This window comes from Pseudomonas crudilactis (assembly GCF_013433315.1).
GTDB lineage: Bacteria > Pseudomonadota > Gammaproteobacteria > Pseudomonadales > Pseudomonadaceae > Aquipseudomonas > Aquipseudomonas crudilactis.
Genome location: NZ_WXVV01000010.1, coordinates 53,062 through 75,639 on the forward strand (window position 1 = coordinate 53,062; position 22,578 = coordinate 75,639).

General features: G+C 60.4%; 23 protein-coding genes. 17 read left to right on the forward strand and 6 right to left on the reverse strand.

All coding sequences use genetic code 11. From position 1 onward, the window contains the following. Window positions 1-370 precede the first annotated feature (370 nt). Window positions 371-1,726 carry a hypothetical protein gene (locus GTU76_RS12885; protein WP_016983427.1) on the forward strand — a complete coding sequence of 452 codons (1,356 nt, stop codon included), beginning with the start codon at window positions 371-373 and terminating at the stop codon, window positions 1,724-1,726. 42 nt (window positions 1,727-1,768) lie between these two features. Here GTU76_RS12885 and GTU76_RS12890 read toward each other — a convergent pair whose 3' ends face one another. Next, complete coding sequence (locus GTU76_RS12890) at window positions 1,769-2,098, reverse strand: YceK/YidQ family lipoprotein (protein WP_026000473.1); 330 nt, start codon at window positions 2,096-2,098, stop codon at window positions 1,769-1,771. Window positions 2,099-2,156: 58 nt separating this feature from the next. Next, on the reverse strand, window positions 2,157-2,594 hold the full coding sequence (locus tag GTU76_RS12895) for an Lrp/AsnC family transcriptional regulator (RefSeq protein ID WP_016983425.1): 438 nt from the start codon (window positions 2,592-2,594) through the stop codon (window positions 2,157-2,159). Between the two features lie 149 nt (window positions 2,595-2,743). Between GTU76_RS12895 and GTU76_RS12900 the strand changes: the two genes are divergently transcribed. After that, window positions 2,744-3,637 (forward strand): DMT family transporter, encoded by an 894-nt coding sequence (locus tag GTU76_RS12900; RefSeq protein ID WP_180698754.1) that lies wholly within the window; start codon window positions 2,744-2,746, stop codon window positions 3,635-3,637. Window positions 3,638-3,640: 3 nt separating this feature from the next. Here the strand turns inward: GTU76_RS12900 and GTU76_RS12905 are convergent, their stop codons facing one another. Next, window positions 3,641-4,681, reverse strand: coding sequence for an FUSC family protein (locus GTU76_RS12905; RefSeq protein ID WP_026000472.1), 1,041 nt, complete (start codon window positions 4,679-4,681; stop codon window positions 3,641-3,643). A 46-nt stretch (window positions 4,682-4,727) separates the two neighbouring features. After that, window positions 4,728-6,353 carry an NADP-dependent glyceraldehyde-3-phosphate dehydrogenase gene (locus GTU76_RS12910; protein WP_175554206.1) on the reverse strand — a complete coding sequence of 542 codons (1,626 nt, stop codon included), beginning with the start codon at window positions 6,351-6,353 and terminating at the stop codon, window positions 4,728-4,730. A 274-nt stretch (window positions 6,354-6,627) separates the two neighbouring features. Here GTU76_RS12910 and GTU76_RS12915 point away from each other — a divergent pair, with 274 nt between their 5' ends. The 14 genes from GTU76_RS12915 to GTU76_RS12980 all read left to right on the forward strand — a co-directional run bounded on the left by GTU76_RS12915 (window position 6,628) and on the right by GTU76_RS12980 (window position 20,753). After that, a complete protein-coding gene (locus GTU76_RS12915; protein ID WP_180698755.1) occupies window positions 6,628-6,984 on the forward strand; it encodes a c-type cytochrome in 357 nt (118 codons plus the stop codon). A gap of 76 nt (window positions 6,985-7,060) precedes the next feature. Then, window positions 7,061-8,389 (forward strand): D-arabinono-1,4-lactone oxidase, encoded by a 1,329-nt coding sequence (locus GTU76_RS12920; RefSeq protein WP_180698818.1) that lies wholly within the window; start codon window positions 7,061-7,063, stop codon window positions 8,387-8,389. A gap of 74 nt (window positions 8,390-8,463) precedes the next feature. Beyond that, a complete protein-coding gene (locus GTU76_RS12925; protein ID WP_180698819.1) occupies window positions 8,464-9,672 on the forward strand; it encodes a DSD1 family PLP-dependent enzyme in 1,209 nt (402 codons plus the stop codon). 273 nt (window positions 9,673-9,945) lie between these two features. Further along, entirely contained in the window at window positions 9,946-10,557 is a 612-nt protein-coding gene (locus GTU76_RS30595) for a transposase (RefSeq protein ID WP_007915478.1), read from the forward strand. A 56-nt stretch (window positions 10,558-10,613) separates the two neighbouring features. Further along, a complete protein-coding gene (locus GTU76_RS12935; protein WP_180698756.1) occupies window positions 10,614-12,212 on the forward strand; it encodes a ShlB/FhaC/HecB family hemolysin secretion/activation protein in 1,599 nt (532 codons plus the stop codon). A gap of 14 nt (window positions 12,213-12,226) precedes the next feature. Next, a complete protein-coding gene (locus GTU76_RS12940; protein ID WP_180698757.1) occupies window positions 12,227-14,023 on the forward strand; it encodes a DUF2341 domain-containing protein in 1,797 nt (598 codons plus the stop codon). A gap of 11 nt (window positions 14,024-14,034) precedes the next feature. Further along, a complete protein-coding gene (locus GTU76_RS12945; protein ID WP_007915482.1) occupies window positions 14,035-14,460 on the forward strand; it encodes an ExbD/TolR family protein in 426 nt (141 codons plus the stop codon). A gap of 3 nt (window positions 14,461-14,463) precedes the next feature. After that, window positions 14,464-15,168, forward strand: a complete 705-nt coding sequence (locus GTU76_RS12950) for an energy transducer TonB family protein (protein ID WP_150692666.1) — start codon at window positions 14,464-14,466, stop codon at window positions 15,166-15,168. 39 nt (window positions 15,169-15,207) lie between these two features. Then, window positions 15,208-16,905, forward strand: coding sequence for a putative porin (locus GTU76_RS12955; protein WP_016983408.1), 1,698 nt, complete (start codon window positions 15,208-15,210; stop codon window positions 16,903-16,905). A 17-nt stretch (window positions 16,906-16,922) separates the two neighbouring features. Further along, entirely contained in the window at window positions 16,923-17,552 is a 630-nt protein-coding gene (locus tag GTU76_RS12960; protein ID WP_180698758.1) for a DNA repair protein, read from the forward strand. Between the two features lie 17 nt (window positions 17,553-17,569). After that, window positions 17,570-18,040, forward strand: coding sequence for a YbjN domain-containing protein (locus GTU76_RS12965; protein WP_180698759.1), 471 nt, complete (start codon window positions 17,570-17,572; stop codon window positions 18,038-18,040). Then, window positions 18,037-18,984, forward strand: a complete 948-nt coding sequence (locus GTU76_RS12970; RefSeq protein ID WP_180698760.1) for a peptidylprolyl isomerase — start codon at window positions 18,037-18,039, stop codon at window positions 18,982-18,984. Before GTU76_RS12965 ends, GTU76_RS12970 begins: the two co-directional genes overlap by 4 nt. Before the next feature lie 162 nt (window positions 18,985-19,146). After that, window positions 19,147-20,127 (forward strand): LysR family transcriptional regulator, encoded by a 981-nt coding sequence (locus tag GTU76_RS12975; protein WP_016983403.1) that lies wholly within the window; start codon window positions 19,147-19,149, stop codon window positions 20,125-20,127. Between the two features lie 107 nt (window positions 20,128-20,234). Continuing rightward, window positions 20,235-20,753: a GNAT family N-acetyltransferase gene (locus GTU76_RS12980; protein WP_180698761.1), complete on the forward strand. Its 519-nt coding sequence runs from the start codon at window positions 20,235-20,237 to the stop codon at window positions 20,751-20,753. A 1-nt stretch (window position 20,754) separates the two neighbouring features. Here the strand turns inward: GTU76_RS12980 and GTU76_RS12985 are convergent, their stop codons facing one another. Next, window positions 20,755-21,447 (reverse strand): aspartate/glutamate racemase family protein, encoded by a 693-nt coding sequence (locus tag GTU76_RS12985; RefSeq protein WP_180698762.1) that lies wholly within the window; start codon window positions 21,445-21,447, stop codon window positions 20,755-20,757. 212 nt (window positions 21,448-21,659) lie between these two features. Here GTU76_RS12985 and GTU76_RS12990 point away from each other — a divergent pair, with 212 nt between their 5' ends. Then, the gene (locus tag GTU76_RS12990) at window positions 21,660-22,151 is read left to right on the forward strand and encodes a hypothetical protein (RefSeq protein ID WP_016983400.1); all 492 of its coding nucleotides are present in this window, start codon (window positions 21,660-21,662) and stop codon (window positions 22,149-22,151) included. Window positions 22,152-22,344: 193 nt separating this feature from the next. On the opposite strand, the gene GTU76_RS12995 is transcribed toward GTU76_RS12990, so the two are convergent. Beyond that, on the reverse strand, window positions 22,345-22,563 hold the full coding sequence (locus tag GTU76_RS12995) for a cbb3-type cytochrome c oxidase subunit 3 (RefSeq protein ID WP_175554218.1): 219 nt from the start codon (window positions 22,561-22,563) through the stop codon (window positions 22,345-22,347). Window positions 22,564-22,578 lie beyond the last annotated feature (15 nt).

Sequence of the window (22,578 nt, forward strand, 5' to 3'; positions counted from 1 at the left end):
CGGGTTTTTTGTTGCTCGCTGAAAAGCGTAGTGGCCTTTTACCTATAAAATGATCTGAAAATAGTGGCGTCTTTTTGGAAATCACCTACACCTAAATACCAAGGAAGAGCAGTAGCCTGATCGACAGGAGTCGTTAACCAGCCCCCCTCGTGTAATCCCTGCGTCCCTCGCATTCACTTCCCTTGCTGTTGATCGCCAGGCCTTTTGGCCGAGAGCGACTGTATTCGTTCGTCCAGTGAAAACCGGGAGGTGAACCACGCCAAATTCTATGCACCGTGACCGTATCCCGGCGAACGACCGGGACCCTGATACCAGAAAAATAATGGAGGCCCTGCCATTGCAGGCGTTGTCCCAATCAAGGAGATCATCGATGAACCAGCCCCAAGGAAAACTGGCTGTACTGGCCGTCACCACCGCGCTGTTCAGCGCGTCAACCCTCGCCGGCGTCTATCCTGACTTCGGCTATCAACCACCTTCCAGCCAATACTCTGGCCCACTGTTTGAGTTGAGCCAGAATTACCCGGCAACAGCGCCGCAAGTACCGCTACCCGGTTTTTTCAAGAATCTACCGACCAAGCCAGATAACAATTTTGAGACTTGGCGTGCGTACATGGAGGAAGTCAAAACCTATTGCCTCGAAGGCAACGTCGAGGCTGATTGGTACGTGCAGAACAATAAAAAACGTCAGTGGTATCACATGCCGTGGCAGCACTACGGCCCGCTGGGACGCGAAGGGATTCACGGCCTGACCAAAGAGGCGCAGATCCAGGTCAAGCAACTCGCCGCCACGCAGACCGCCACCGGCCAGACTTACGCGGTGGGCATCTATAACGACATCGGCGCCTATACCATCGGAGAGGTCTGGAAAGACCCGAACAACCCTGATCCGAAATACACATCGGCACCCAACAGCTTCCCCGACGGCACCGTAGTCTGCAAAGCCCTGTTCGCCGATATCGATCGCAGCACCGTGCCGTTCCTGGTGAACCCGGTGTTGTGGAAGGGCTACGTCACCGAAACGTTCACGTCGGCTAATCGCAAGATCAAAGATGTCGCATTGATCCAGATGGACATCGCCGTGCGCGATCAGCGCATGAGTGCCACTGGCTGGATCTTCGGCACCTTTCAGTACAACGGCGCGAAAACCGGCAAGCCTGGCTGGGACAACCTCGTCCCGGTAGGGATCATGTGGGGCAACGATCCGGAAGAAATCGGCAACGACTTCACCAACCCGCAACCGACGCAAACCAAGATCAACCCCGCGTTGCAACAGACAGCGATCAACGCCAAGACCCAGGAGTTGCCGCCCACCCATCTGGGCTGGAACGGTCGCCTCAATGGTCCGGTGGACAACCCCAACAGTTCCTGCCTGAGCTGCCATGCAACCGCCGAAACGCCGCAAGTGGCGATCATGAATCCAACGTTCCAGGCCAATGCGCCGAAGCCGGGGTCGCCTGAATGGATGAAGTGGTTCCAGAACATTCCGGCCGGCCATGCTTTCACGCCGGGCACTCAAAGCACTGACTACAGCCTGCAGTTGTCCGGCGGTCTGGTGAATTACTTCGAGTGGAAATGCGACATGAGCGGCATCTACGCTGACGGCAAGAACGCGTGCAGCAAAGCGTCGGACATGAAACTGAAAATGCTCAATTCCACCAACAACGCCACGCCGAAGCCATTGCAGAAAGTCATTCGTGACCCGAGCCTGCAGCAATTGCTGGAGTAAGAAGCGAAAAGCCTGCGCACGTTGCGGCGTGCGCAGGCTTTTTCAGTTGATCACGATGCTGCCGTCAGTCTGCTGTTTGTAGACGGTGTAGGGCAGCAACAGCGTGTCGAGTGCCCCGGACACCACGGCATCGATCAACACCACGGGAATCGCGGCGTTTTTGTAATCGTCGGCATCAACGCCCTTGCCCAGAGGCGCATGCAGGCTGCAAAAGTCGTAGGCGAGGCCGCTGTAAATCCTTGGCACCGCCCCGCAATAACTTTTCTGCTCCTTGAGGCTGTCCACCGCAGCCTGATCACTGCGCACCACGGTCTGTACGGTCCCGCAACCGGCAAGCGTCAACGCTGCCAGCACCATTGCCTGAATTCTCATTACCGCCAATCCTTCGCCGGAAAAACCTCAATCTACGCCGAACATGCGGAAAAAGCACTTAGGCCATCGGCGGCAAACGACGCTTGACCGGTGTCTTCTTGACGATCGCTGTGTTGGTTTCAGCCAGCGTATTGAGGCGGTCGAGCAGGATGTCCAGCTGTTCCATCGAACGTACGTGCAGGCGGGCGATGAAGCAGTCTTCGCCCGTCACTTTGTCGCACTCGGTGAATTCTGGAATCGACAGAATCTGCCGCTCGACTTCCTGCAACTGCCCCGGCAGCGGCCGTACCCGGACGATGGCCTGCAATTGATAGCCGAAGCATTTCGGGTCGATTTCCACGGTGTAGCCCTTGAGCACGCCACGCTCTTCCAGCCGGCGCAAACGCTCGGCCACGCTGGGCGAAGACAAACCACTGATTTGCGCCAGCGCCTTGAGCGAACGCCGTGAGTCCTCCATCAGTGCGCTGATAAGAATCTGGTCGATATCGTCGGTCATCACTCAACTCCTGGATTAGGCGATTTCTAACAATCACCCTCGATAAAAAAGGCAGATCAGCAGTTTAGCCTGCCTTTTGCTCTGGAGCGATGCCGTGTCCGCTTGGCATACTTTTGCCACGCTTTCGCCAAATGCTGAGGAGATTGAAGATGGACAACCCGATCCGTCGCGGCTCATTTGAAATGACCGCTGCCATGCTGATATCCGGGACGATTGGCTGGTTCGTGCTGGTTTCCGGGCAAGCGGTTCTGGACGTGGTGTTCTGGCGCTGCGTATTCGGTGCCGCTACCTTGCTGTTGATTTGCGCGGCATTCGGTTTTCTGCGGCCGCGCATTCTGACCCGTACGACATTTTGGCTGGCGGTGCTCAGCGGGATGGCGATTGTCGGAAATTGGGTGCTGCTGTTTGCCTCGTATTCTCGGGCTTCAATCGCCATTGGCACTGCGGTATACAACGTGCAGCCGTTCATGCTGGTCGGCTTGGCGGCACTGTTTCTCGGCGAAAAAATAACCGTGCATAAGCTGTTCTGGCTGGCGATTTCATTTATGGGGATGCTGGCGATTGTCAGCGCCCATGGTCAGCAAGGCAGCAGCGGTAACGACTATCTGGTGGGAATCGCCCTGGCGTTGGGTGCGGCTTTTCTCTATGCGATTGCAGCGCTGATCATCAAGCGTTTGACCGGCACACCGCCACATCTGATCGCACTGATCCAGGTCTGCACCGGCGTGCTGTTGCTCGCACCGTTTGCGCATTTTTCCGCACTGCCGCCAACACCAGGGGCGTGGGCCAGTCTGGTGACGCTGGGCATCGTTCATACCGGTTTGATGTATGTGTTGCTGTACGGTGCCATCCAGAAATTGCCGACGGCGCTCACCGGCGCACTGTCCTTCATTTACCCGATTGCAGCGATTTTTGTCGACTGGTTCGCGTTCGGTCATCGCTTGCAGACTTTGCAATGGCTAGGCGTGGCGGCGATTCTCCTCGCGGCCGCTGGCATGCAGCAGGGCTGGGGCTTCAAGGCGCGTCGACTGGCTGCGCAATAAACCTCAGATGTTCCAGCGCGGTGCGGTTTTGGCCAGGCGCTGGCGCATCTCGGCGATGTTCGCCGCTAGTTGCCGGGTCAACAGGCGATAGCCGTCCAGCGCGCTGTAGACCGGCGCATCAAGGCTGGCGTCCGGTAACGCCAGCGGACGATCAAGGCGCTGTATCGCACCGGATTTCAAGGCGCGGGCCATGCCGATCAATTGCACGCGGATCATGCGGTGTTCGGCCTTCAACGCTGATTGCAGATGAGCCATGGCTTCGGGGTCGTTGGCATCAGGGCGGGTGTTGCCGAGGATTTCCAGGGTGCTGATGCACATGCGCAGGTTGCGCTGGATCGCATCGAGCTCGGTCATGGAGATCTTTACTTCCTTGGACACCGACGGCATCAGCGAACGCAATTGCACCATCACCGCGCTCAAACGGCTCATCAGCTTCAGGTGCTCGTCGGCACTGACCGGCTGGCCGTTGATGATTCGACTGTATACCGTCGCGCAATCGCGCAAGGCATCGGCCAGGTTGTAGCGCCACGAGTACACCGCGTACAGCGGCAGAGCGAAGGAGAATGCCAGCGCCAGCGCAATACCGATGAGAATATCGACGCCACGCCACAAGCCGTCGGTGATCGGGTTGTCGCCATGCCCGGCGACAATGAATACGGTAATTGCCGAGAGCAGGGCGGTATAGCCGCCCTTGCCGATGGCGTGATAGGAGAAGAAGCCACAGACCACCGCCATCGCAAAGTAGGTCAGCCATGGCATGCCGAGCCACGCATGCTGCGCCACCAGTAACAAACCGACGCCGGCGCCGATCAAAGTACCGGTGGCGCGCTCGGCGGCTTTCTTGCCGATGTTGCCGTGGTGCTGCAAACCGCCGATGACCACCAGCATGGTCACCGATGCCCACTCACCGTGGGGCAGGTTGATGCCGGTGGTCAGCACAATCGTCGCCAGCAACCCCAATGCCACCCGCACCGCGTGGATCAAGCGGGCGTGTCGGTAGCGGCGATACGGATCCAGGAGCGGACGCAGAATTCGACGCAACAGTGGCGGCAATCGGTAGGTGCTGAACGTACTCAGTGCAAGGCCCTCGTCAGAAGATGTAGTCGGTGGTCAGGAAGCTTGAATCGCGACCGCGAATGATCTCGCTGATCAGATCCTTGTTGCTGTCCTGGAATTTGGTTGCCACCAGTGTGCGGATCGAAAACACCCGCAATGCATCGTGTACTGACAGCGTACCTTCTGCGGAATTCTTGCGGCCATTGAACGGGTAGGTATCCGGACCGCGCTGGCACTGAGCATTGAGGTTGATCCGCCCGACCTGGTTGGCGAATGTGTCGACCAGCCGTCCGACTGCCACCGGGTTGGTACCGAAGATGCTCAACTGCTGGCCGAAATCCGACTCCAGCACATAGTCGATCACGGTATCGAGATGACGGTACGGCACGATCGGCACGACCGGACCGAACTGTTCTTCCTGATACACACGCATCTGCGGATTCACCGGGTACAGCACTGCCGGGTAGAAGAACGACTCGCGGGATTCGCCGCCATTGGGGTTGACCACTTCGGCACCCTTGCTGCGCGCGTCGGCCACCAGCCCGTGCAGGTAATCGACCTTGCCCGACTCCGGCAACGGCGTCAGCGACACGCCGCTGTCCCACGGCATGCCCGGTTTCAGCGTGGCCAGTTTGGCGTTGAATTTTTCGATAAAGCTGTCGACCACGTCTTCGTGGACGAAGAGGATTTTCAGCGCAGTGCAGCGCTGGCCGTTGAACGACAGCGAACCGGTCACTGCTTCGCTGACAGCATTGTCGAGATCGACTTCCGGCAAGACGATGCCCGGGTTCTTCGCATCCAGACCCAGTGCGGCGCGCAAACGGTGCGGTTTCGGGTGGAGTTTCTTCAGATCGCTGGCGGCCTTGTTGGTGCCGATGAAGGCGAAGATGTCGATCTTGCCGCTGGCCATTAGCGCGCTGACGGTTTCGCGGCCGCTGCCGTAGATCACGTTGATCACGCCGGTGGGGAAGCTGTCGCGGAACGCTTCGAGCAACGGACGGATCAGCAGTACGCCGAGCTTGGCCGGTTTGAACACCACGGTGTTGCCCATGATCAGCGCCGGAATCAGCGTGGTGAAGGTTTCGTTCAGCGGATAGTTGTAAGGGCCCATGCACAGGGCGACGCCGAGTGGCACGCGGCGGATCTGCCCGAGGGTGTCCTGCTCCAACTCGAAACGGCTGGAGCGGCGGTCGAGTTCCTTGAGTGCGTTGATGGTGTCGACGATGTAGTCGCAGGTGCGGTCGAACTCTTTTTCCGAGTCCTTGAGGTTCTTGCCGATCTCCCACATCAGCAACTTCACCACGGCATCGCGCTGCTGGCGCATGCGGCCGAGGAAGGCTTCGACGTGCTGAATGCGTTCGGCTACGCGCATGGTCGGCCACAGGCCCTGGCCACGGTCGTAGGCGCGGACGGCGGCGTCGAGGGCGGTGAGGGCGGTGTCGGCATCGAGCAGCGGCGTGCTGCCGAGAATCACTTGTTCGTCGCCGGCGTCACCTTTCAGATAGACCGGACTGCGCACGGTGGCGAGCGGGCCGTCCCAGCGGCGCAACTGGCCGTCGACCAGATATTCGCGTTGCTCGACCTGAGCGTCGAGGCGGTATTTTTCCGGGATGTCGCCGACAGAAGGGAACAGATTGCCAAGGATGTTTGCTGTGGTCATGTCGCTACCCCGTGTTGATGTCCGCATGCAGATCAAAAGTCTCTACAGGTTATACGCCTGAATGCGCCGAAATTTAAACCCGCAAATGTCACCGGAATGTCACGCAAAGGCGCAGAGCAGAGGGGGCTGGCTTGATGATCGTTTCCACGCAGAGCGCGGGAACTATCATCGGGGCGAGAGCTGGCCCCGTTTGCCCCCCTCACTGTCCCGCAATGCCCTCAACCCGTTGCAGCCGCTGCCTTAAGGTGTGAGCACAACAATAAGCGAGGCCGTTATGCGGGCAATCCGACTCACTCTACTGCTGGCGTTGGCCGTGGCGCTGCCTGGTTGCGGCGAAGACCCCAAGCCCCCGGCCAGCGTCAATAGCAACGCTACGCCGAAAGACTCGGCACTGGCGCAGATTTACGCCAACAGCTGTCAGCTCTGCCACGCCAACCCGGCCGCCAATGCGCCGCTCACCGGTGATCGCAAAGCCTGGGAGCCGCGCATCCGGCAGGGCAGCGACACGCTGCTCGACCACGCCATCAACGGCTACAACGGCATGCCGCCGATGGGCCAGTGCGTCGAGTGCTCGGAAGAACAATTCCTGCAATTGATCGGCTTCATGGCCGACCAGCCCCTCCCAGAATAAGGTGCCCGGCATGACCATGGATCTGACACGGCGTCAGTTGTTGCAACGGGCGAGCATTGTCGGCGCGTTCAGTGCGTTGGCCAGTAACCCGGCATTGGGCCAATTGCTGCGCGCGCCGCGCTTGATTCCGTGGCGCAACTGGTCGGGCGGGCAAAGTTGCCTGCCAGCGGCGCGGCTGGCACCGAAAAATCTCGATGAACTGACAACCGTCATCAAGCAGGCACAAGGCAAGATCCGCCCGGTCGGTTCGGCGCACTCGTTCAGCGCGCTAGTGCCCACCGACGGCACGCTGTTGTCGTTGAGCTATTTCAACGGACTGCTCGACCACGATGCGAAAACCCTGCAAGCCGAATTCGCCGCCGGCACGCCGATGTCACGCATGGGCCTGCCGCTGAAAGACATTGGTCAGGCCCTGCAGAACATGGCCGATATCGATTACCAGACCCTCGCCGGGGCCATTGCCACGTCGACTCACGGCACCGGCAAACACTTTCAGTCCTACTCGGCGCACGTTTGCGGCATGCAATTAGTGACGGCCAATGGTGAAGTACTGGACTGCGACAGCCAGCGCCATCCCGAAGTATTCAACGCCGCACGCGTTTCCCTCGGTGCACTCGGCGTGGCCACCAAAATCCGTCTGCAAAACCGCCCGGCTTATCGCTTGCGCGAACGGCAATGGATCGCCAAGACCGAAGAGCTGCTCGAAGACCTCGAAAAGAACACCCGTGAAAACCAGCACTGGGAAATGCTCGTCGTCACGCATTCCGATTACGCCTTGTCCATCGCCCTAAACGAAACCGATGACCCGGCCACACCTCCGATTCCGCCTGAAGAGGAGGGCGGCAACGAGTTTGTCACCCTGATCGAGAAGATCGACAAGTACGGCAGCGACTTCCCCGACCTGCGCCGCACGCTGCTCAACAGCTTGCGCCATCTGGCGAGTTTCGATGACCGCGTGGGCGACTCGTTCGACATTTACGCCAACGTGCGCACCGTACGTTTCAATGAAATGGAGTATTCGGTCCCGGCCGAACACGGCCCGGCCTGCCTTCGCGAAATTCTCAAGCTGATTCAAGACAAGGACCTGCGCACCTGGTTTCCCATCGAGTACCGCTATGTCAAGGCTGACGACATTCCGCTGAGCATGTTTGAGGGTCGCGACAGCTGTTCGATCTCGGTGCACCAGCATTATCAGATGGACCATCACAATTTCTTCGCGGCTGTCGAACCGATTTTCTGGAAGTACAACGGCCGGCCGCACTGGGGCAAGTTGCACACGCTCAACGCGAAGAACCTGCAACCGCTGTATCCGCGCTGGCGCGAATTTGTCGACGTGCGCCAGGCGCTGGATCCGAGCGGACGCTTTCTCAATGCGCATCTGGCGTCGATATTGGGGGTGAGCTGATGGCGGTCAATCGGCGCAATTTTCTGCTTGGCACTTTGGGGGTCGGCGCTTTGTTGGTGGGGGTTGGCGCGTGGCTGCGACCGGGCGATCGAGGCGCGCCGTACAGCGAATATTTCCGCTCACTGAACAAAGAGTTGAGGGGTAAAGGGCCTATGCGCCCGGTGCTGCTGATCGATCTCGATCGTCTCGATCACAACATTGATGTGGTGATGCAGTCGGTCAAACGCGGTGGTAAACACCTGCGGCTGGTGGAGAAGTCGCTGCCCGCGCCGGGGCTATTGAGCTACATCGCGCAACGTGCCGGCACGCAAAAGCTGATGTCGTTTCATCAGCCGTTTCTCAATCACGATGCGCAGGTGTTTCCGCAGTCCGACATTCTGCTCGGCAAGCCGTTGCCGGTGCGTTCGGCAGAGCTGTTTTATCAAGCCCACAAAGGCTCGTTCGATCCTGCGAAACAACTGCAATGGTTGCTCGACGGCCCCGAACGTTTGCAGCAATACCTTGCGCTGGCTCAAGGACTGGGCACACGGATGCGCATCAACATCGAACTGGATGTCGGCCTGCATCGCGGTGGGGTCAGTGATGTGAATGTCCTTGGGCAGATGTTTACGCTGATCAGCGCGAACCCCCAACATCTGGAGTTCGCCGGGTTCATGGGCTACGACCCGTTCGTGGGCATGGGGGTGCCGGGGATTCTTGGCTCGCCCGAGGAACTGTTTGCCAAGGTCATGGTGATTTATCAGCGTTGCGTGGATTTCACCCGCCAGCAGTTTCCCGCGTTGTGGCACGACGGCTTGTGCCTGAATACCGCCGGCAGCCCGAGTTATCGCATTCACGAAAACGAAAAGCTCAGCAGCGAGGTTTCCGTGGGCACGGCGATGCTCAAACCAACTCACTACGATTTGCCATCGCTCAGCGAGCACGTCCCCGCGACTTACATCGCTACGCCCGTGTTGAAAAGCACTGGCGCGGTAAACATTCCGGCGCTGGATGACAAGTCGAAGCTGTTTTCGTGGTGGGACCAGAATCAGCGCCAGACCTTCTTCATCTATGGCGGTAACTGGATGGCCGAGTTCGAATCGCCCGCTGGTTTGCAAAGCAACGGCGTGTATGGTCGCAGCTCCAATCAGGAAATGGTCAACGGCTCCAATGCCGTCGGCCTCACTGTGGAAGACCAGGTGTTCCTGCGCCCGACCCAGACCGAAGCCGTACTCCTGCAATTTGGCGATTTGCTCGCCGTGCGCAACGGCAAAATCGTCGACACCTGGCCCGTCTACACCTGACCCCAAATCACCACAAATCCCCTTGTGGGAGCGAGCTTGCTCGCGAAGGCGTCCTGTCAGTCACCTTCTACTCGACTGGCACGCCGCTTTCGCGAGCAAGCTCGCTCCCACAGGGTTTTGTGTTGTCTGTTAAATCCAGATCAATTCTGTAATGAAGCTTTTATGACAAAAGTTCGGTAGCACATCGCCAGTCCGGTCATGCCTATGTAACGCGCTTGAGGGGCCCAACGGGGCGCTTTTCACAAGCCGAGGCGGGACGCCGGGAGTGAGGCAATGGGGACTATGGAACGCTACTCGAAAGTGGGCATGCAGGAACTCGATCAACGCTTGTCGAAGATCGTCGAAGCCGCGCGCAAGAAGCCGGTTTCGGTGTATCGCTACGGCGCGCCGTGGGTCTGGATTGTCTCGCAGGATGACTGGCAGGGCGCCTTGAAAGAGGTGTCCAGTTACATTCCGCCGGGCCATTCGCTGGTGTTGCTGCGCCCGCAGATCGACGACTTGCTCGACGCCCACCGCGAACTCCTGCACGACCTCAATGCCGAGCCGGGCATGCTGATTCCCGCGCAAACGGTGATGCACATCCTGCTCCTGCAACTGCTCTATTCGGTGCCCAGCGAGCAGCAACTGTATGAACAGCTTAATTACAACCTGCTGTTCCGCTGGTTCGTCGGCCTCGGCCTGAACCAGAAAGTCTGGAGCTTCAACGCCCTCAGTCGCGACATCGCCACGTTGCTCAACGAGCCGCGCGCGGTGCTGCTCATTCAAAAAATCATCGGCGAAGTGTTCTGCGGTGCCTTGCTGCAAATGCCCGAGTTCTCGCTGAACTTCGCGCTTTTGCACACATGGCTGGGCAAACACGCCTGCGCCTCGACAGCCAGCAATTGACGCCATACACGCGGCGTTCGAAACGCCAACAGGTCATCGCGAATTCAGGGGGTAGTGTGGAACCGATTTTCAAGTCACGGCTGGCGCTGTGGGGCTGGCTGCTGGTGACGGCGGGCGCGCAGCCGGCATTGGCCGAGGAGGCCGCCAACAACTCGGCGGCGCAGCGTCTGGTCGACGTCAACGAATACTTCGTGCGCGGCAACACCGTGCTCGATGCACGGGCGATCGAAGAGGCGGTATACCCGTTTCTCGGCCCGCAAAAAGCCCTCAGCGACATCGAAGGTGCGCGCGACGCCTTGCAGAAAGCCTATCAGGAACGCGGCTACCAATCGGTGTTCGTCGAGTTGCCGGAGCAAGCCGTGGCCGACGGTATCGTCTACCTGCAAGTCAGCGAAACCAAGGTCGGCCGGGTACGTGTGGTCGGCGCCAAACACTATTCGCCGTTGGACATCCGCGACGACGTCCCGGCGCTGAAAGAAGGTGAGGTACCGGACTTCGCCAAGGTTCAGGGCGAACTGGCGCAACTGAACAAAACCCCGGGCCGACAGGTGATGCCGCTGGTGCGCGAAGGTCAGCGCCCCGGCACCATGGACGTCGATTTGCAGGTCGAAGACCAGAACCCGTGGACCGCCAGCGTCGGCCTCAACAACGACTACAGCGCCGACACCGAGAAGCTGCGCACGGTCACCAGCCTCGGCTACAACAACCTCTGGCAACTCGGCCATAGCGTCAACCTGACGTTCTTCACCGCACCGCAGGACACCGATAACGCCAAGGTCTGGTCCGGCTCCTACACCGCACCGCTGACCGAGCGCTGGAGCGTGCAGTTCTCCGGTTACCAGTCCGACAGCAACGTCGCCACCATCGGCGGCAGCAACGTGCTCGGCAAGGGCCACAGCTACGGCGTCTCGGCGATCTACACGCTGCCCTCCAGCGGCAACTGGTCGAACTCGCTGTCGGCCGGCATCGACTTCAAGGACTTCGACGAACGCCTGACCCTGTCCGGCGAAAGTGACAAAGTCCCGCTGCAATATGCGCCGTTCACTTTTGCCTACAACGGCTATCGCTACACCGAGAAGAGTCAGCTCGGCCTCGGCCTGAGCCTGGTCGCCGCCACTCGCAGCATTTTCGGTTACGGCAGTTCCGACGAAGACTTCGACTACAAACGCTATCGCGCCAAACCGAGCTTCGCCGTGCTCAAGGGCGACACCAATTACACCTGGACCTTCGACAGCGACTGGCAGAGCGCAAGCAAAGCCGCGTTCCAGTTGGCGTCCGGGCCACTGGTTTCCAACGAACAATTCTCCGCCGGCGGCGCGACCTCGGTGCGTGGCTATCTGGCCGCCGAACGCACCGGCGATGACGGCTTGCTGCTCAGTCAGGAAGTGCGCACGCCATCGCTGGCCAAGTACGCCGGCACGTGGATGCAGGACTGGCGTTTCTATGCCTTCGCCGAAGGTGCGCAACTTTACCTGCGCGACGAACTGCCCGATCAGGACGCCAATTACGCCCTGGCCAGCGTCGGCCTCGGCACCCGCGCCAGCCTGAGCAAATGGCTGTCCGGCAGCCTCGACTGGGGCTACCCGCTACTCGAAGGGCCGAACACCTCGAAACAGGAATCGCGCCTGCACTTCAACCTTCAAGCCACTTTCTGACAAGGAGCACGTTCATGCAGCGCCTCTTCCTTTCGTTGTTGATCTGCCTGGGCTTCGTGCTCCCGGCCACGGCTCAGGCCTGGTGGCAGGACGACTGGCATTACCGCAAACAGATCGCCGTCGACACCACGCCACAAGGCGCGGCAATCAATCAGGCCCTCGGTCGCACCGCGCTGCTGGTACGCCTGCACACCGGCAACTTCACCTTCGACGGGGTCAAGGAGGACGGTTCGGACCTGCGCTTCGTCGCCGCCGATGACAAGACCGTGCTCAACCACCAGATCGAAAGTTTCGACGCGCTGATGGGCATGGCGCTGATCTGGGTCGATGTGCCGAATGTCGAGGGCGGTCAGCGTCAAGATATCTGGATGTACTACGGCAATCAGAAGGCCCCGGCGACCGGCAACGGCCAACTGACGTTTGATCCGAATTACACCGCGCTGTATCACTTCGACGGCGCCACCGGCACTCCGGCCAAAGACACCACCGCCTACGGCAACACTGCGCAAAGCGCCACCGGCGCGGCGATTGACGGCGTAGTAGGGCGCGCGTTGCAGTTCAGAGGCCAGCCGTTGTTGCTGCCGGCCAGCCCATCGCTGCAACACAACGCCGGCAGTGCGTTTACCTTCAGTGCCTGGCTGCGTCTGGATCAGGCCAGTGGCGAACAACTGATTCTCGCCCGTCGTGAAGGCGCCAACAGTCTGCTGATCGGTGCCAACCAAGGCGTGCCGTTTGTGGAAATCGATGGCCAACGCGCCGTCGCCACCCAAGCGCTGAATCCGGGCCAATGGCAGCATGTCGCGCTGACCGCTGAAGGCTCCAAAGTGACCCTGTTCATCAACGGTCGCGAAGCGGCCACGCTTGCTCTGGCGATGCCGGCATTCAACTCGGTCATGGCCATCGGCGCTGACGTGCACGAAGGTCCATTCCAGCCATTCGTTGGCGCTATCGATGAATTGCGTCTGTCGAAGGTTTCGCGCCCGGCAGCGCTGTTGCTGGCGGACGCTACTTCGCAAGGTGCCGAGTCGAAACTGGTGGTTTACGGTGTCGACGAAGAACAGTCCGGTTTCGGTTTCGGCAGCCTCGGCTTCCTGCTCAACGCCGTGCCAATCGACGCCTGGGTGATCATCGCCGTGCTGGTGCTGATGATGTTCCAGTCGTGGGTCATAATGCTGCGCAAGAACCGCAGCCTCAGCCGCGTGTCTGCCGCCAACGAAGACTTCCGCGTGCAGTTCGCCAAGGTCGGCACGCGTCTGGAGATGTTCGCCGACGACGCGCAACTCGCCCAACGCCTGCAGCATTCGTCGCTGTGGCGCCTGTATCTGGTAGCGGTGAAAGAGATTCGCACTCGCCGAGAGCAGGGCGCCGATACCTCGTCGGTTTCCGCCGCGACCATTGAGGCCATCCGCTGCTCCATGGACGGCGTGCGCACCCGCGAAAACCAACAACTGAGCTCGAAACTCTCGACCTTGTCCAACGCGATCGCCGGCGGCCCTTACATCGGCCTGCTCGGCACCGTGCTGGGGATCATGGTGGTGTTCCTCGGCACCGCAATGGCCGGTGACGTGAATATCAACGCCATCGCCCCGGGTATGGCCGCCGCTTTGCTCGCCACCGCCATGGGCCTGTTCGTCGCGATCCCGGCGCTGTTTGGCTACAACCGCCTGATCACCCGCAACAAGGAAGTCAGCGCCGACATGCGCGTGTTCGTCGACGAGTTCATCACCCGGCTGGCGGAGATGCATGGCGAGAGCCAGTTCAGTGAGTCGGCGCATCGCGGCCATCACGCCAACCACTCTGTACCGGCCTGAGGAGCACTGACATGGCGTCTGTAAATGCCTCCCACGACGATGACGAAGATGCAGCGGTGGACAGCATCAACATCACCCCGCTGGTCGACGTGTTGATGGTGGTGCTGGTGATGTTCATCCTCACCGCCACCGCGCAGGTTTCCGGGATCCAGATCAACCTGCCCAAGGCCAGCGCGTCCGTGTCGCTGTCCGAGGCCAAGACCAAGGCGATTTCGGTCAATGACGGCGGCCAGGTGTTCCTCGATGCCTACCCGGTGACGCTGGCCGAGCTGGAAGAACGCCTGCGCATCGAGAAGGCGCAGAGCCCGGATTTCCCGGTGATCGTGCGCGGCGACGCGACGGTGCAGTACCAGAAAGTCATCGAAGTGCTGGATCTGTTGCGCCGGCTCGAACTGTCCCAGGTCGGTCTCGTCACCGGCAAACCGAGTCAGGGCTGAGTCATGAGCGCACAACTCCCGATCGAGCCGCTGCCGGTGAAGAAGCCAGCGCTGCGTTATGCGAAGTGGGGCGCCGGCTTGCTGATCGGCGCACTCGCCGCGTGGTTCCTCTGGCAATGGGCCAACGACATGAGTGGCATCCGCCGCGAAGCGCCGAAGGTGCCGACGATCATTCCGTTGCCGCCACCGCCACCTCCGCCGCCGGAAAAGCCGCCGGAACCGGAAACCCCGGTGGAAGAGAAAGTCGTCGAGCCAGAACCGACGCCCGAGCCAGAAGAGGTCAAGCCTGAGGAAGAGGCGCCGCCATCACCGGCGGACGATCTGGCCAACCCGATGCAAATGGACGGTGATGCTCAAAGCGGCAACGACGCCTTCAACATCGGCGCAGGCAAGGGTGGCGGCATGGCCGGAGCTGGCGGCGGGCGTCTGGGCACCGGGACGTACAGCCAGTTTCTGGCGTTCACCTTCCAGCGCTTGCTGCGTGAGAACCCCGAACTGCGCAACCTCGCGTTTTCGCTGCAGGCCGATGTCTGGCTGAGCAGCGTCGGCGAGATCACCCGGGTCGAGCTGATCAAATCCAGCGGCAACCCCGAGATTGATACGCAGGTGTTGGCCGCGCTGCGTGGTGCGCCGGCCCTGAGCGAACGGCCTCCAGCCTCCATCACTTTGCCTGTGCGCCTGTCCCTGCAAGGGCGGCGTCCGGGTTAATTCACTTATTTACGCTTTGGCAAAAGGAGTTGTGTGCAGATGATTTCCAACGTGAATCGATTGTCCCTGGCGGTCGGCATGGTCATTGCGACCCTGGTCGGTCAGGCCGCGGCAGCGCCTGCGCCCTCAGAGAACGCCACGATCAATCTGATCCGCTTGCTGGTCGAGCAGGGCATTCTGAAACAGGACAAGGCCGACGCACTGATCGCCCAGGCGCAGAACGAAGCGGCGCAGGCGAAACAAGCTGCGGCATCCACCGCTGTGGCGGCGGGGCCAGTGGCGGCGCCGGGCGATGTCCGTGTGCAATATGTGCCGGCAGCCGTGCGTGACCAAATCCGCGATCAGGTCAAAGCCGAAGTCATGGCCACCGCCAAACAGGAAAACTGGGCCGCGCCCAACAGCTTCCCGGAATGGGCCGCGCGCATCAGTTTCGACGGCGACATTCGTCTGCGTGACGAATCGCGCTACTACTCGGACAGCAACAGCAACGAGATCGTCGACTTCGCCAAGCTCAACAACAACGGCCCATACGACGTAAACCCCAACAGCAGCACCAATCTGCCGCCATTGCTCAATACTCGCGAAGACCGCACCAACCAGTTCCGCATTCGTGCGCGACTGGGCATGAAAGCCGAGATCTCGCCGCAATGGACCGCTGGCATTCGCATCGGCACCGGCTCCGACAACAACCCGGTATCGACCACGCAAAGCCTCGGCGGCGGCTTCGCCAAGAAAGACATCTGGCTCGATCAGGGTTACCTGAACTGGAAGCCGAGCGATGAGCTGACCTTGACCGGCGGCCGCTTCGCCAACCCATTCATGTCCACCGACATGCTCTATTCCAACGACTTGAACTTCGACGGCGTGGCGGCGATTTTCGACCACAAACTCAACCGCGACTGGGGCGTGTTCGGCACCGTCGGCGCGTTCCCGGTGGATTACACCAACGACACCGCCAGCAGCAACGGCTTCGACAAGGAAGAGAGCGACAACAAGTGGCTGTACGGCGCGCAGATCGGTGCCAAATGGGCGATCAACAGCAACAACCGCTTGAAAGGCGCGCTGGCTTACTACCGCTTCGACGACATTCAAGGCCAGCGTTCCAGCCCTTGCGAACCGTGGGCCGGCGCACCGGGTTGCGACAGCGACGGCAGCCGTGCGGCGTTCATGCAGAAGGGCAACAGCGTGTTCCTGCTGCGCGACATCACGCCGAACCCGCTCAACCCGACCACCACGCCGCAGCCTCAGTTTGTTGGCCTCGCGTCCGAGTTCAATCTGCTGGATCTGAACGTGGTGTGGGACGCCGACTTGCCGGAAGACTTCAAACTGCGCAGCCAGGGCAACTACATCCACAACCTCGCGTACGACGAAGGCGACATGCGCAAGCGCTCGGCCGGGCAGATCGTCAACAACCTCGACAGCAACGGCGACATCGAAAGCGGCGCCAACGCATGGATGGTGCAGTTCACCCTCGGCAGCGCGCTGGACCTGAAAAAGCAGGGCGACTGGAACATGTTCGCTGGCTACAAATACATCCAGCCCGACGCCTTGCCGGACGGCTTCAACGACTCGTCGTTCCACCTCGGCGGCACCAACGCCAAGGGTTACTTCATCGGCGGCAACTACGGTCTGGCGAAGAACGTTTACGCCACCGGTCGCTGGATGAGCACCGAAGCGGTGTACGGCGCGCCGTTCGACATCGACGTCTTGCAGCTTGAGATCAACACGCGCTTCTAAGGCGCCGGGAGAGGGTTATGAAAACGCGATTTGTGTGGCTCGGGCTCGGGCTTTTGATCGCCACTGGAGCGCATGCCGAAGGCATGGAAGAACGCCTGCGCACGCAATTGCGCAGCACCACGCAGCAGTTGCAGGCCCTGCAAAGTCAACAGGCCCAGGCCAGCGCCGCGCAATTGGCGGCGCAAAACGAAGCCAAGGCTGCGCAGGCGCAAATCAAGCAATTGAGCGCTGAACTGGCCAAGGCCAAAGGAGTTGCCGAGCAATTGGCCGGACAGCAACAGAGCCTGCACAGCCAGGCGCAGGCACAAGTGGCAGCCAGCGCCGAGCAGACCGGCAAGTTCAAAAAAGCCTATGACGAGTTGCTGGTCATGGCCCGTGCCAAAGAGGCAGAACGGTCTAAGCTTCAAGCGCAATTGGCTGAACGTGACACACAAGTGCAGCAATGTTCAGTCAAGAATCAGCAGATGTACGGCGTCGCCAAGCAGATCCTCACTGCCTACGAAAACATCGACGTGGCCGAGGTGATGAAGATCCGCCAGCCCTTCGCGGGCAGCGCCCGGGTCAAGTTCGATGAACTGGCTCAGGGGTTTGGCGATGACCTTTACAAGACTCAATTCGACGCGCCGCAAGCCGCGCTCACGCACTGATAAACAAGGAAGAAGTAATGACTCAATTGATCAGCCATGTTTCCCCACAATCCCTGACCGACGTCCTGCAAGCCGCCGGTTATCGCGTCAACCAGACCGAACAGAACGGCATCGTCCAGCTGCTCAGCGCCAGCCAGGGCATTGGTTACGCTGTGCGTTTCGGCAACCCGGCGGTGGAGCAGGGCAGTTACGTCGATTTCACTTTCAGCTGTGCGCTGCGGGTGCAGGGTGAGTTGCCACAGGGTGTGGCGGAGCAGTGGAACGCCAGCCGCCGGTTTGCGCGGTTGTCGTTGCAGGGCGAGTTTCTGGTGATGGAAATGGATGTGGTGGTGGCGGCGGGCGTGAGCAACGATCACCTGCGCGGCAACCTGGAATTGTGGGATCGCCTGCTGCAGGAGTTCATCGTTTATCTGCGTGACTTCACCCAGAACGGCAGCGCGCAGACCGCCAAAGTCGCCGTCGCCGAGCAAGCGGAAGTCGCGCTGTGAAAAAGCCTGCCATGGTGATCAGCGCCGCTGCGGTGGCGCTGTTGGTGGTGGCCGTGGCGCTGGTGGTGCGACCGGGCAGTGACCCGGTCGCCGCCCAGCAATCGTCGCCTGTGGCGGCGGTTGCTGCGGGGCCGGCGGTGGCGCGGTTGGGTAATCAGCAGGTTTCGCCTGACGAATTGCAGGCGTTGCTGGCGACAGTGCCGCCGGAAACCCGCGAACAATTGCGCGGCAACCGTGAGGCGCTGGAACGCTGGATTCGCACGCGTCTGGCTGAAAAAGCGGTGCTGGAACAGGCTGATGCGCAGGGGTGGGCACAGCGCCCGGAGGTGGCACGGCAGACCCGTGCGGCGACTGAGCAGATTGTCTTCCGTGATTATTTGCGTTCGGTCAGTCAAGTGCCGGCGGATTATCCAAGTGCGGCTGAATTGCAGCAGGCTTATGACGCGGGCAAAGCCAATTGGCAGACCCCGGCGTTGTATCGGGTCAGTCAGATTTTCCTCGGCGTAAGTGATCCGCAGAATCTTGAGTCGGTGCGCAAGCAGGCGCTTGACCTGAGCAAGAAAGCTCAGACGACGCCAGCGGAATTTGCTGCATTGGCCACGCAATATTCTCAGGATCGCGTCACCGCTGAACGCGGCGGCGATAGCGGCCTGCAACCGTTGCAGCAACTGGTGCCTGAGGTGCGTGGTGCAGTGGCGCGGCTCAAGGTTGGCGCGGTTTCCGATCCCGTCCAGAGCGCAGCCGGGTTCCACGTAATCAAACTCACCGAGCAACAACCGGCGCGCAACGCGACCCTCGACGAACTGCGCGATCAACTGACCCAGGCCTTGCGTGCGCAGCGCCAGGAGCAAATCGCTCAAGCCTATCTGGACGGAATGCTCAACACCGCAACACTGAGCATCGACGGGGCTGAACTCAACAAAGTCCTGAAGGAAAAACACTAATCCCAGTTCCACCGCTACCCCTGTGGGAGCGAGCTTGCTCGCGAAAGCGCCAGCACATTCGACATATTTGCTGACTGACACTCCGCTTTCGCGAGCAAGCTCGCTCCCACAGGGATCTATGGTGCACTCAAGACAAATACAAAGATCGACAGGGAGTCATCGATGTCATTCACCGAACCCGCAGGACGACAGGGCAATCCCGAATACCATTGGCCGCACGACAAAAGCGAACCGTGGCTCGCACACGCCGCGACCATCGACGCCGACGTCGCGCAATACTTCCTGGTCAGCGCCCGCTGCGGCTGCTTCATGCAAGCCGCGCGCAGCCTCAACGTGCGCTCGACCTTGCTGCGCAAACAACTCGCGCAGCTTGAGCAAGAACTTCAGCACACGCTGTTCAGCTTTCAGGGCAGCGCGCTAAGCCTCACCCGCGAAGGCCAGCAACTCCAGGCCAAACTGGTTGCGTTGGCCAACGAGCGCAAACTCCCAGTGATCGAACAACCGCTGATTCGCCTGGCCGTCGCCGAATCCATCCTGCACGACATCCTCGGCCGCGACCTCATCGCACTGCTGCGCCGCAACGCCAGCGTACGTCTGGAAATCATCGCGCTGGACAGCGAACTGTCGCTGCGCGCGGTCAGCGCCGACATCGTGCTGTGGCTGGCCAACGGTGAAACCCCACACCCCGGCCCGACCTTCGCCACCAGCGAACCGCAACCACTGGCGCGCCTCGACTACCTGCCACACATCGCCAAACGCTACTCCCGCGTCACCGCCCGCCCGGATACGCCTGATGACCTCGCCGATTTCATGCTGGTGCAGTGGCAACACGACCGGCAGATCGACAGCTTCCGGCCGTGGAATGAGTTGGTAGAGCAGCGCCTGGCGGGTGTGGTGCAGATGCAGTCTTATGAATTGATGCTGGAGATGATTCGCTGCAGCGCGTGCATCGGGTTGTTGCCGGCGTACATGAGCCGCTTCGATCGGGGCCTGATCGCGCTGCCCGGATTATTCGCCGAACCCATGCAATTGCAGGCATGGCTGGCGGTGAATGCCGAGTCACAGAATGTGGCCGAAGTGCAGACGCTCACTGACCTCATCCACCACACCTTCAACGAACGCCACGAATGGTTTCAGCCCTGACGCAATCCTCCTGTGCCCACATTCCCCTACAAATATTTTGCTATGGCAGACAAAGTGTTCAGCGGTTTAGAGTGATCGGCCACACATCGATCCAGGAAGGATCCGCCATGCCCGACCACAACCCCGCCATCCACTTCGAACGCTTCAACGAATCCCACCTCGAAGGCATCACCGCGCTGTACAACGATCCGGCCGTGGCGCGGCAGGTGTTGCAGATGCCGTTTCAGTCCGTAGAAGTCTGGCGCCAACGCCTGCTGGCGGACAACGAACGTGCGGTGAAACTGGTGGCGCTGCATCAGGGCGTGGTGATCGGCAACCTCGGACTGGAGGCGTATTCGCGGATGCGACGGGCGCACGCTGGCAGTTTCGGTATGGGCGTTGCGGTCGCGTGGCAGGGCAAAGGCGTGGGTTCGCAGCTGTTGGCGGCGGCGCTGGACGTCGCCGACAACTGGATGAATCTGCACCGCGTCGAACTCTCGGTTTACGCCGACAATGAGGCCGCCATCGCGCTCTACCGCAAATTCGGTTTCGAGACCGAAGGCCTGTTTCGTGATTACGCCGTGCGCGACGGGCAGTGGGTCGACACCCTGAGCATGGCGCGCCTGCGCACTCGCCCGAAAACCTGACTCAGTCGCCCAGCGCGAACGCCACCGCCGACTGTGCATGCAGTTCGGTGGTGTCGAGCAGGGGCAGGGCGCTGTGTTCGGGTTTGATCAACATGCCGATTTCCGTGCAACCGAGAATGATCGCCTGTGCACCGCGTGCGGTCAGGGATTCAATGACTCGCTGATAGATTTGCCGCGAAGATTCGCTGATCACGCCGACACAGAGTTCGTCGTAGATGATCCGGTGCACATCCTTGCGCTCTGTTTCGTCCGGCACTAACACGGTCAAACCCTTGGCGACCAGGCGTTGCTTGAGAAAATCCTGTTCCATGGTGAACGCCGTGCCGAGCAGGCCGACCGTGCGCGCATCAATCTCCAGAGCAGCCTGCGCGGCCGGCTCGGCAATGTGCAGAAACGGAATGCTGATCGCTGCCTGAATCTGCTCGGCCACTTTGTGCATGGTGTTGGTACACAGCACCACGCATTCGGCGCCGCCGGCTTCGAGCCTGCGCGCGGCATCCACCAGAATCGCTGCGGCATCGTCCCAGCGCCCGGCGTGCTGGGCCTGTTCGACAGGGCCGAAGTCGACGCTGTACATCAGCAATTGCGCCGAACGCAACGGGCCGAGACGGTCGCGGACTTGCTGATTGATGAGGCGATAATATTCGGCGCTGGATTCCCAGCTCATGCCGCCGATCAGGCCGATGGTGCGCATTGGATGTCCTCAGGCATATGACAGTGTCGAACGTTCGGGTCTGCGGGGAGTTTCCTTTTGTTCAGGGGCCGATGCCAGCAACAAGTGACTGTACTGCTGATCTTTCACCCAAGTGTCATGGTGCTTCATCGGACTTGGTGCAGGTTAAACGTACGCAGCGGCTGGTATCTGCCACTATCGACCTTTGCAGCTCCTTTCCGAGGAACACCGCTATGGACGACGTACAACAATTGGGCGAAATGCTTCGTCATTACGCCGAAAGCGAAGCGCACAAGAAGCAACTGTTCGAAACACAGTCAGCGGTCTGGGCCACGCGGATTGCCGCGCTGTTCGGCGATATTCAGCAATGGCTGGAGCCGGTGCAGGCGCCGAATCTGCTGGAGGTGAATCGCGAGGCGTACGTCGCGTTCGGGCCGAGCACACCGGTGGAAACCTCGACCTTCAAGACGGAAAAACTGAGCATTGTGATTGCCGGCAAACCGGTGGAGTTCGTGCCGGATGTGATGGGCAGCGCGGGACAGATCTCTCTTGCGGTGATGGGGCTGACGGCGGCGCGTTATGGCAGCATTTCGTTGGTGGGACTGGCGAATGGTGAGTGGCAGTGGCGCAAGACCAATGGGCTGAAGGATCCGGATACGTTTGCCTTCGACGCCAATTTCCTTGCCCAGCAGTTGCAGAGCTTGATTCCTCGCGATCGCGCTTAAGATCAAGAGCTTACCCCCTCACCCCAGCCCTCTCCCCCAGGGGGGGCGAGGGGGAAAGGGAGCCGATCTTCATTGTTTTTGAGATTGCATTCACCTTGGATATTTCAGGTCGACGTAACCCGAACAAACCACTCGGTCAGTTCCCTCTCCCTCTGGGAGAGGGCTAGGGTGAGGGCAGCCCGACTGACACCCCTCACATATCGAGATTGACCCACCCCGGCTTCGCTATTTCCGGCGCCACCGCTTTCACAGTCTTGCCGGTGGCCAGCTCCACCCGCCGCGCCACCTCCGGGTCATCGGCAAACGGCACCATGCTCGCCTCATCCAGACTGTCCGCCGTCTCCCGCCGCAAGCAGTACTCCACCGCCAGCCACAGAAACACCACGCCCAACACATTGAAAAAAATATCCATCACATTCGGCTCCCT

Excerpts from the sequence above, each read along its gene's own strand:
- GTU76_RS12965 (WP_180698759.1), top strand. The coding sequence starts at position 17,570 with ATGACTCAATTGATCAGCCATGTTTCCCCACAATCCCTGACCGACGTC.
- GTU76_RS12910 (WP_175554206.1), bottom strand. The coding sequence starts at position 6,353 with ATGACCACAGCAAACATCCTTGGCAATCTGTTCCCTTCTGTCGGCGAC.
- GTU76_RS12990 (WP_016983400.1), top strand. The coding sequence starts at position 21,660 with ATGGACGACGTACAACAATTGGGCGAAATGCTTCGTCATTACGCCGAA.
- GTU76_RS12950 (WP_150692666.1), top strand. The coding sequence starts at position 14,464 with ATGAGCGCACAACTCCCGATCGAGCCGCTGCCGGTGAAGAAGCCAGCG.
- GTU76_RS12890 (WP_026000473.1), bottom strand. The coding sequence starts at position 2,098 with ATGAGAATTCAGGCAATGGTGCTGGCAGCGTTGACGCTTGCCGGTTGC.
- GTU76_RS12975 (WP_016983403.1), top strand. The coding sequence starts at position 19,147 with ATGTCATTCACCGAACCCGCAGGACGACAGGGCAATCCCGAATACCAT.
- GTU76_RS12955 (WP_016983408.1), top strand. The coding sequence starts at position 15,208 with ATGATTTCCAACGTGAATCGATTGTCCCTGGCGGTCGGCATGGTCATT.
- GTU76_RS12960 (WP_180698758.1), top strand. The coding sequence starts at position 16,923 with ATGAAAACGCGATTTGTGTGGCTCGGGCTCGGGCTTTTGATCGCCACT.
- GTU76_RS12985 (WP_180698762.1), bottom strand. The coding sequence starts at position 21,447 with ATGCGCACCATCGGCCTGATCGGCGGCATGAGCTGGGAATCCAGCGCC.
- GTU76_RS12945 (WP_007915482.1), top strand. The coding sequence starts at position 14,035 with ATGGCGTCTGTAAATGCCTCCCACGACGATGACGAAGATGCAGCGGTG.
- GTU76_RS30595 (WP_007915478.1), top strand. The coding sequence starts at position 9,946 with ATGGGGACTATGGAACGCTACTCGAAAGTGGGCATGCAGGAACTCGAT.
- GTU76_RS12995 (WP_175554218.1), bottom strand. The coding sequence starts at position 22,563 with ATGGATATTTTTTTCAATGTGTTGGGCGTGGTGTTTCTGTGGCTGGCG.
- GTU76_RS12940 (WP_180698757.1), top strand. The coding sequence starts at position 12,227 with ATGCAGCGCCTCTTCCTTTCGTTGTTGATCTGCCTGGGCTTCGTGCTC.
- GTU76_RS12980 (WP_180698761.1), top strand. The coding sequence starts at position 20,235 with ATGCCCGACCACAACCCCGCCATCCACTTCGAACGCTTCAACGAATCC.
- GTU76_RS12895 (WP_016983425.1), bottom strand. The coding sequence starts at position 2,594 with ATGACCGACGATATCGACCAGATTCTTATCAGCGCACTGATGGAGGAC.
- GTU76_RS12900 (WP_180698754.1), top strand. The coding sequence starts at position 2,744 with ATGGACAACCCGATCCGTCGCGGCTCATTTGAAATGACCGCTGCCATG.
- GTU76_RS12885 (WP_016983427.1), top strand. The coding sequence starts at position 371 with ATGAACCAGCCCCAAGGAAAACTGGCTGTACTGGCCGTCACCACCGCG.
- GTU76_RS12915 (WP_180698755.1), top strand. The coding sequence starts at position 6,628 with ATGCGGGCAATCCGACTCACTCTACTGCTGGCGTTGGCCGTGGCGCTG.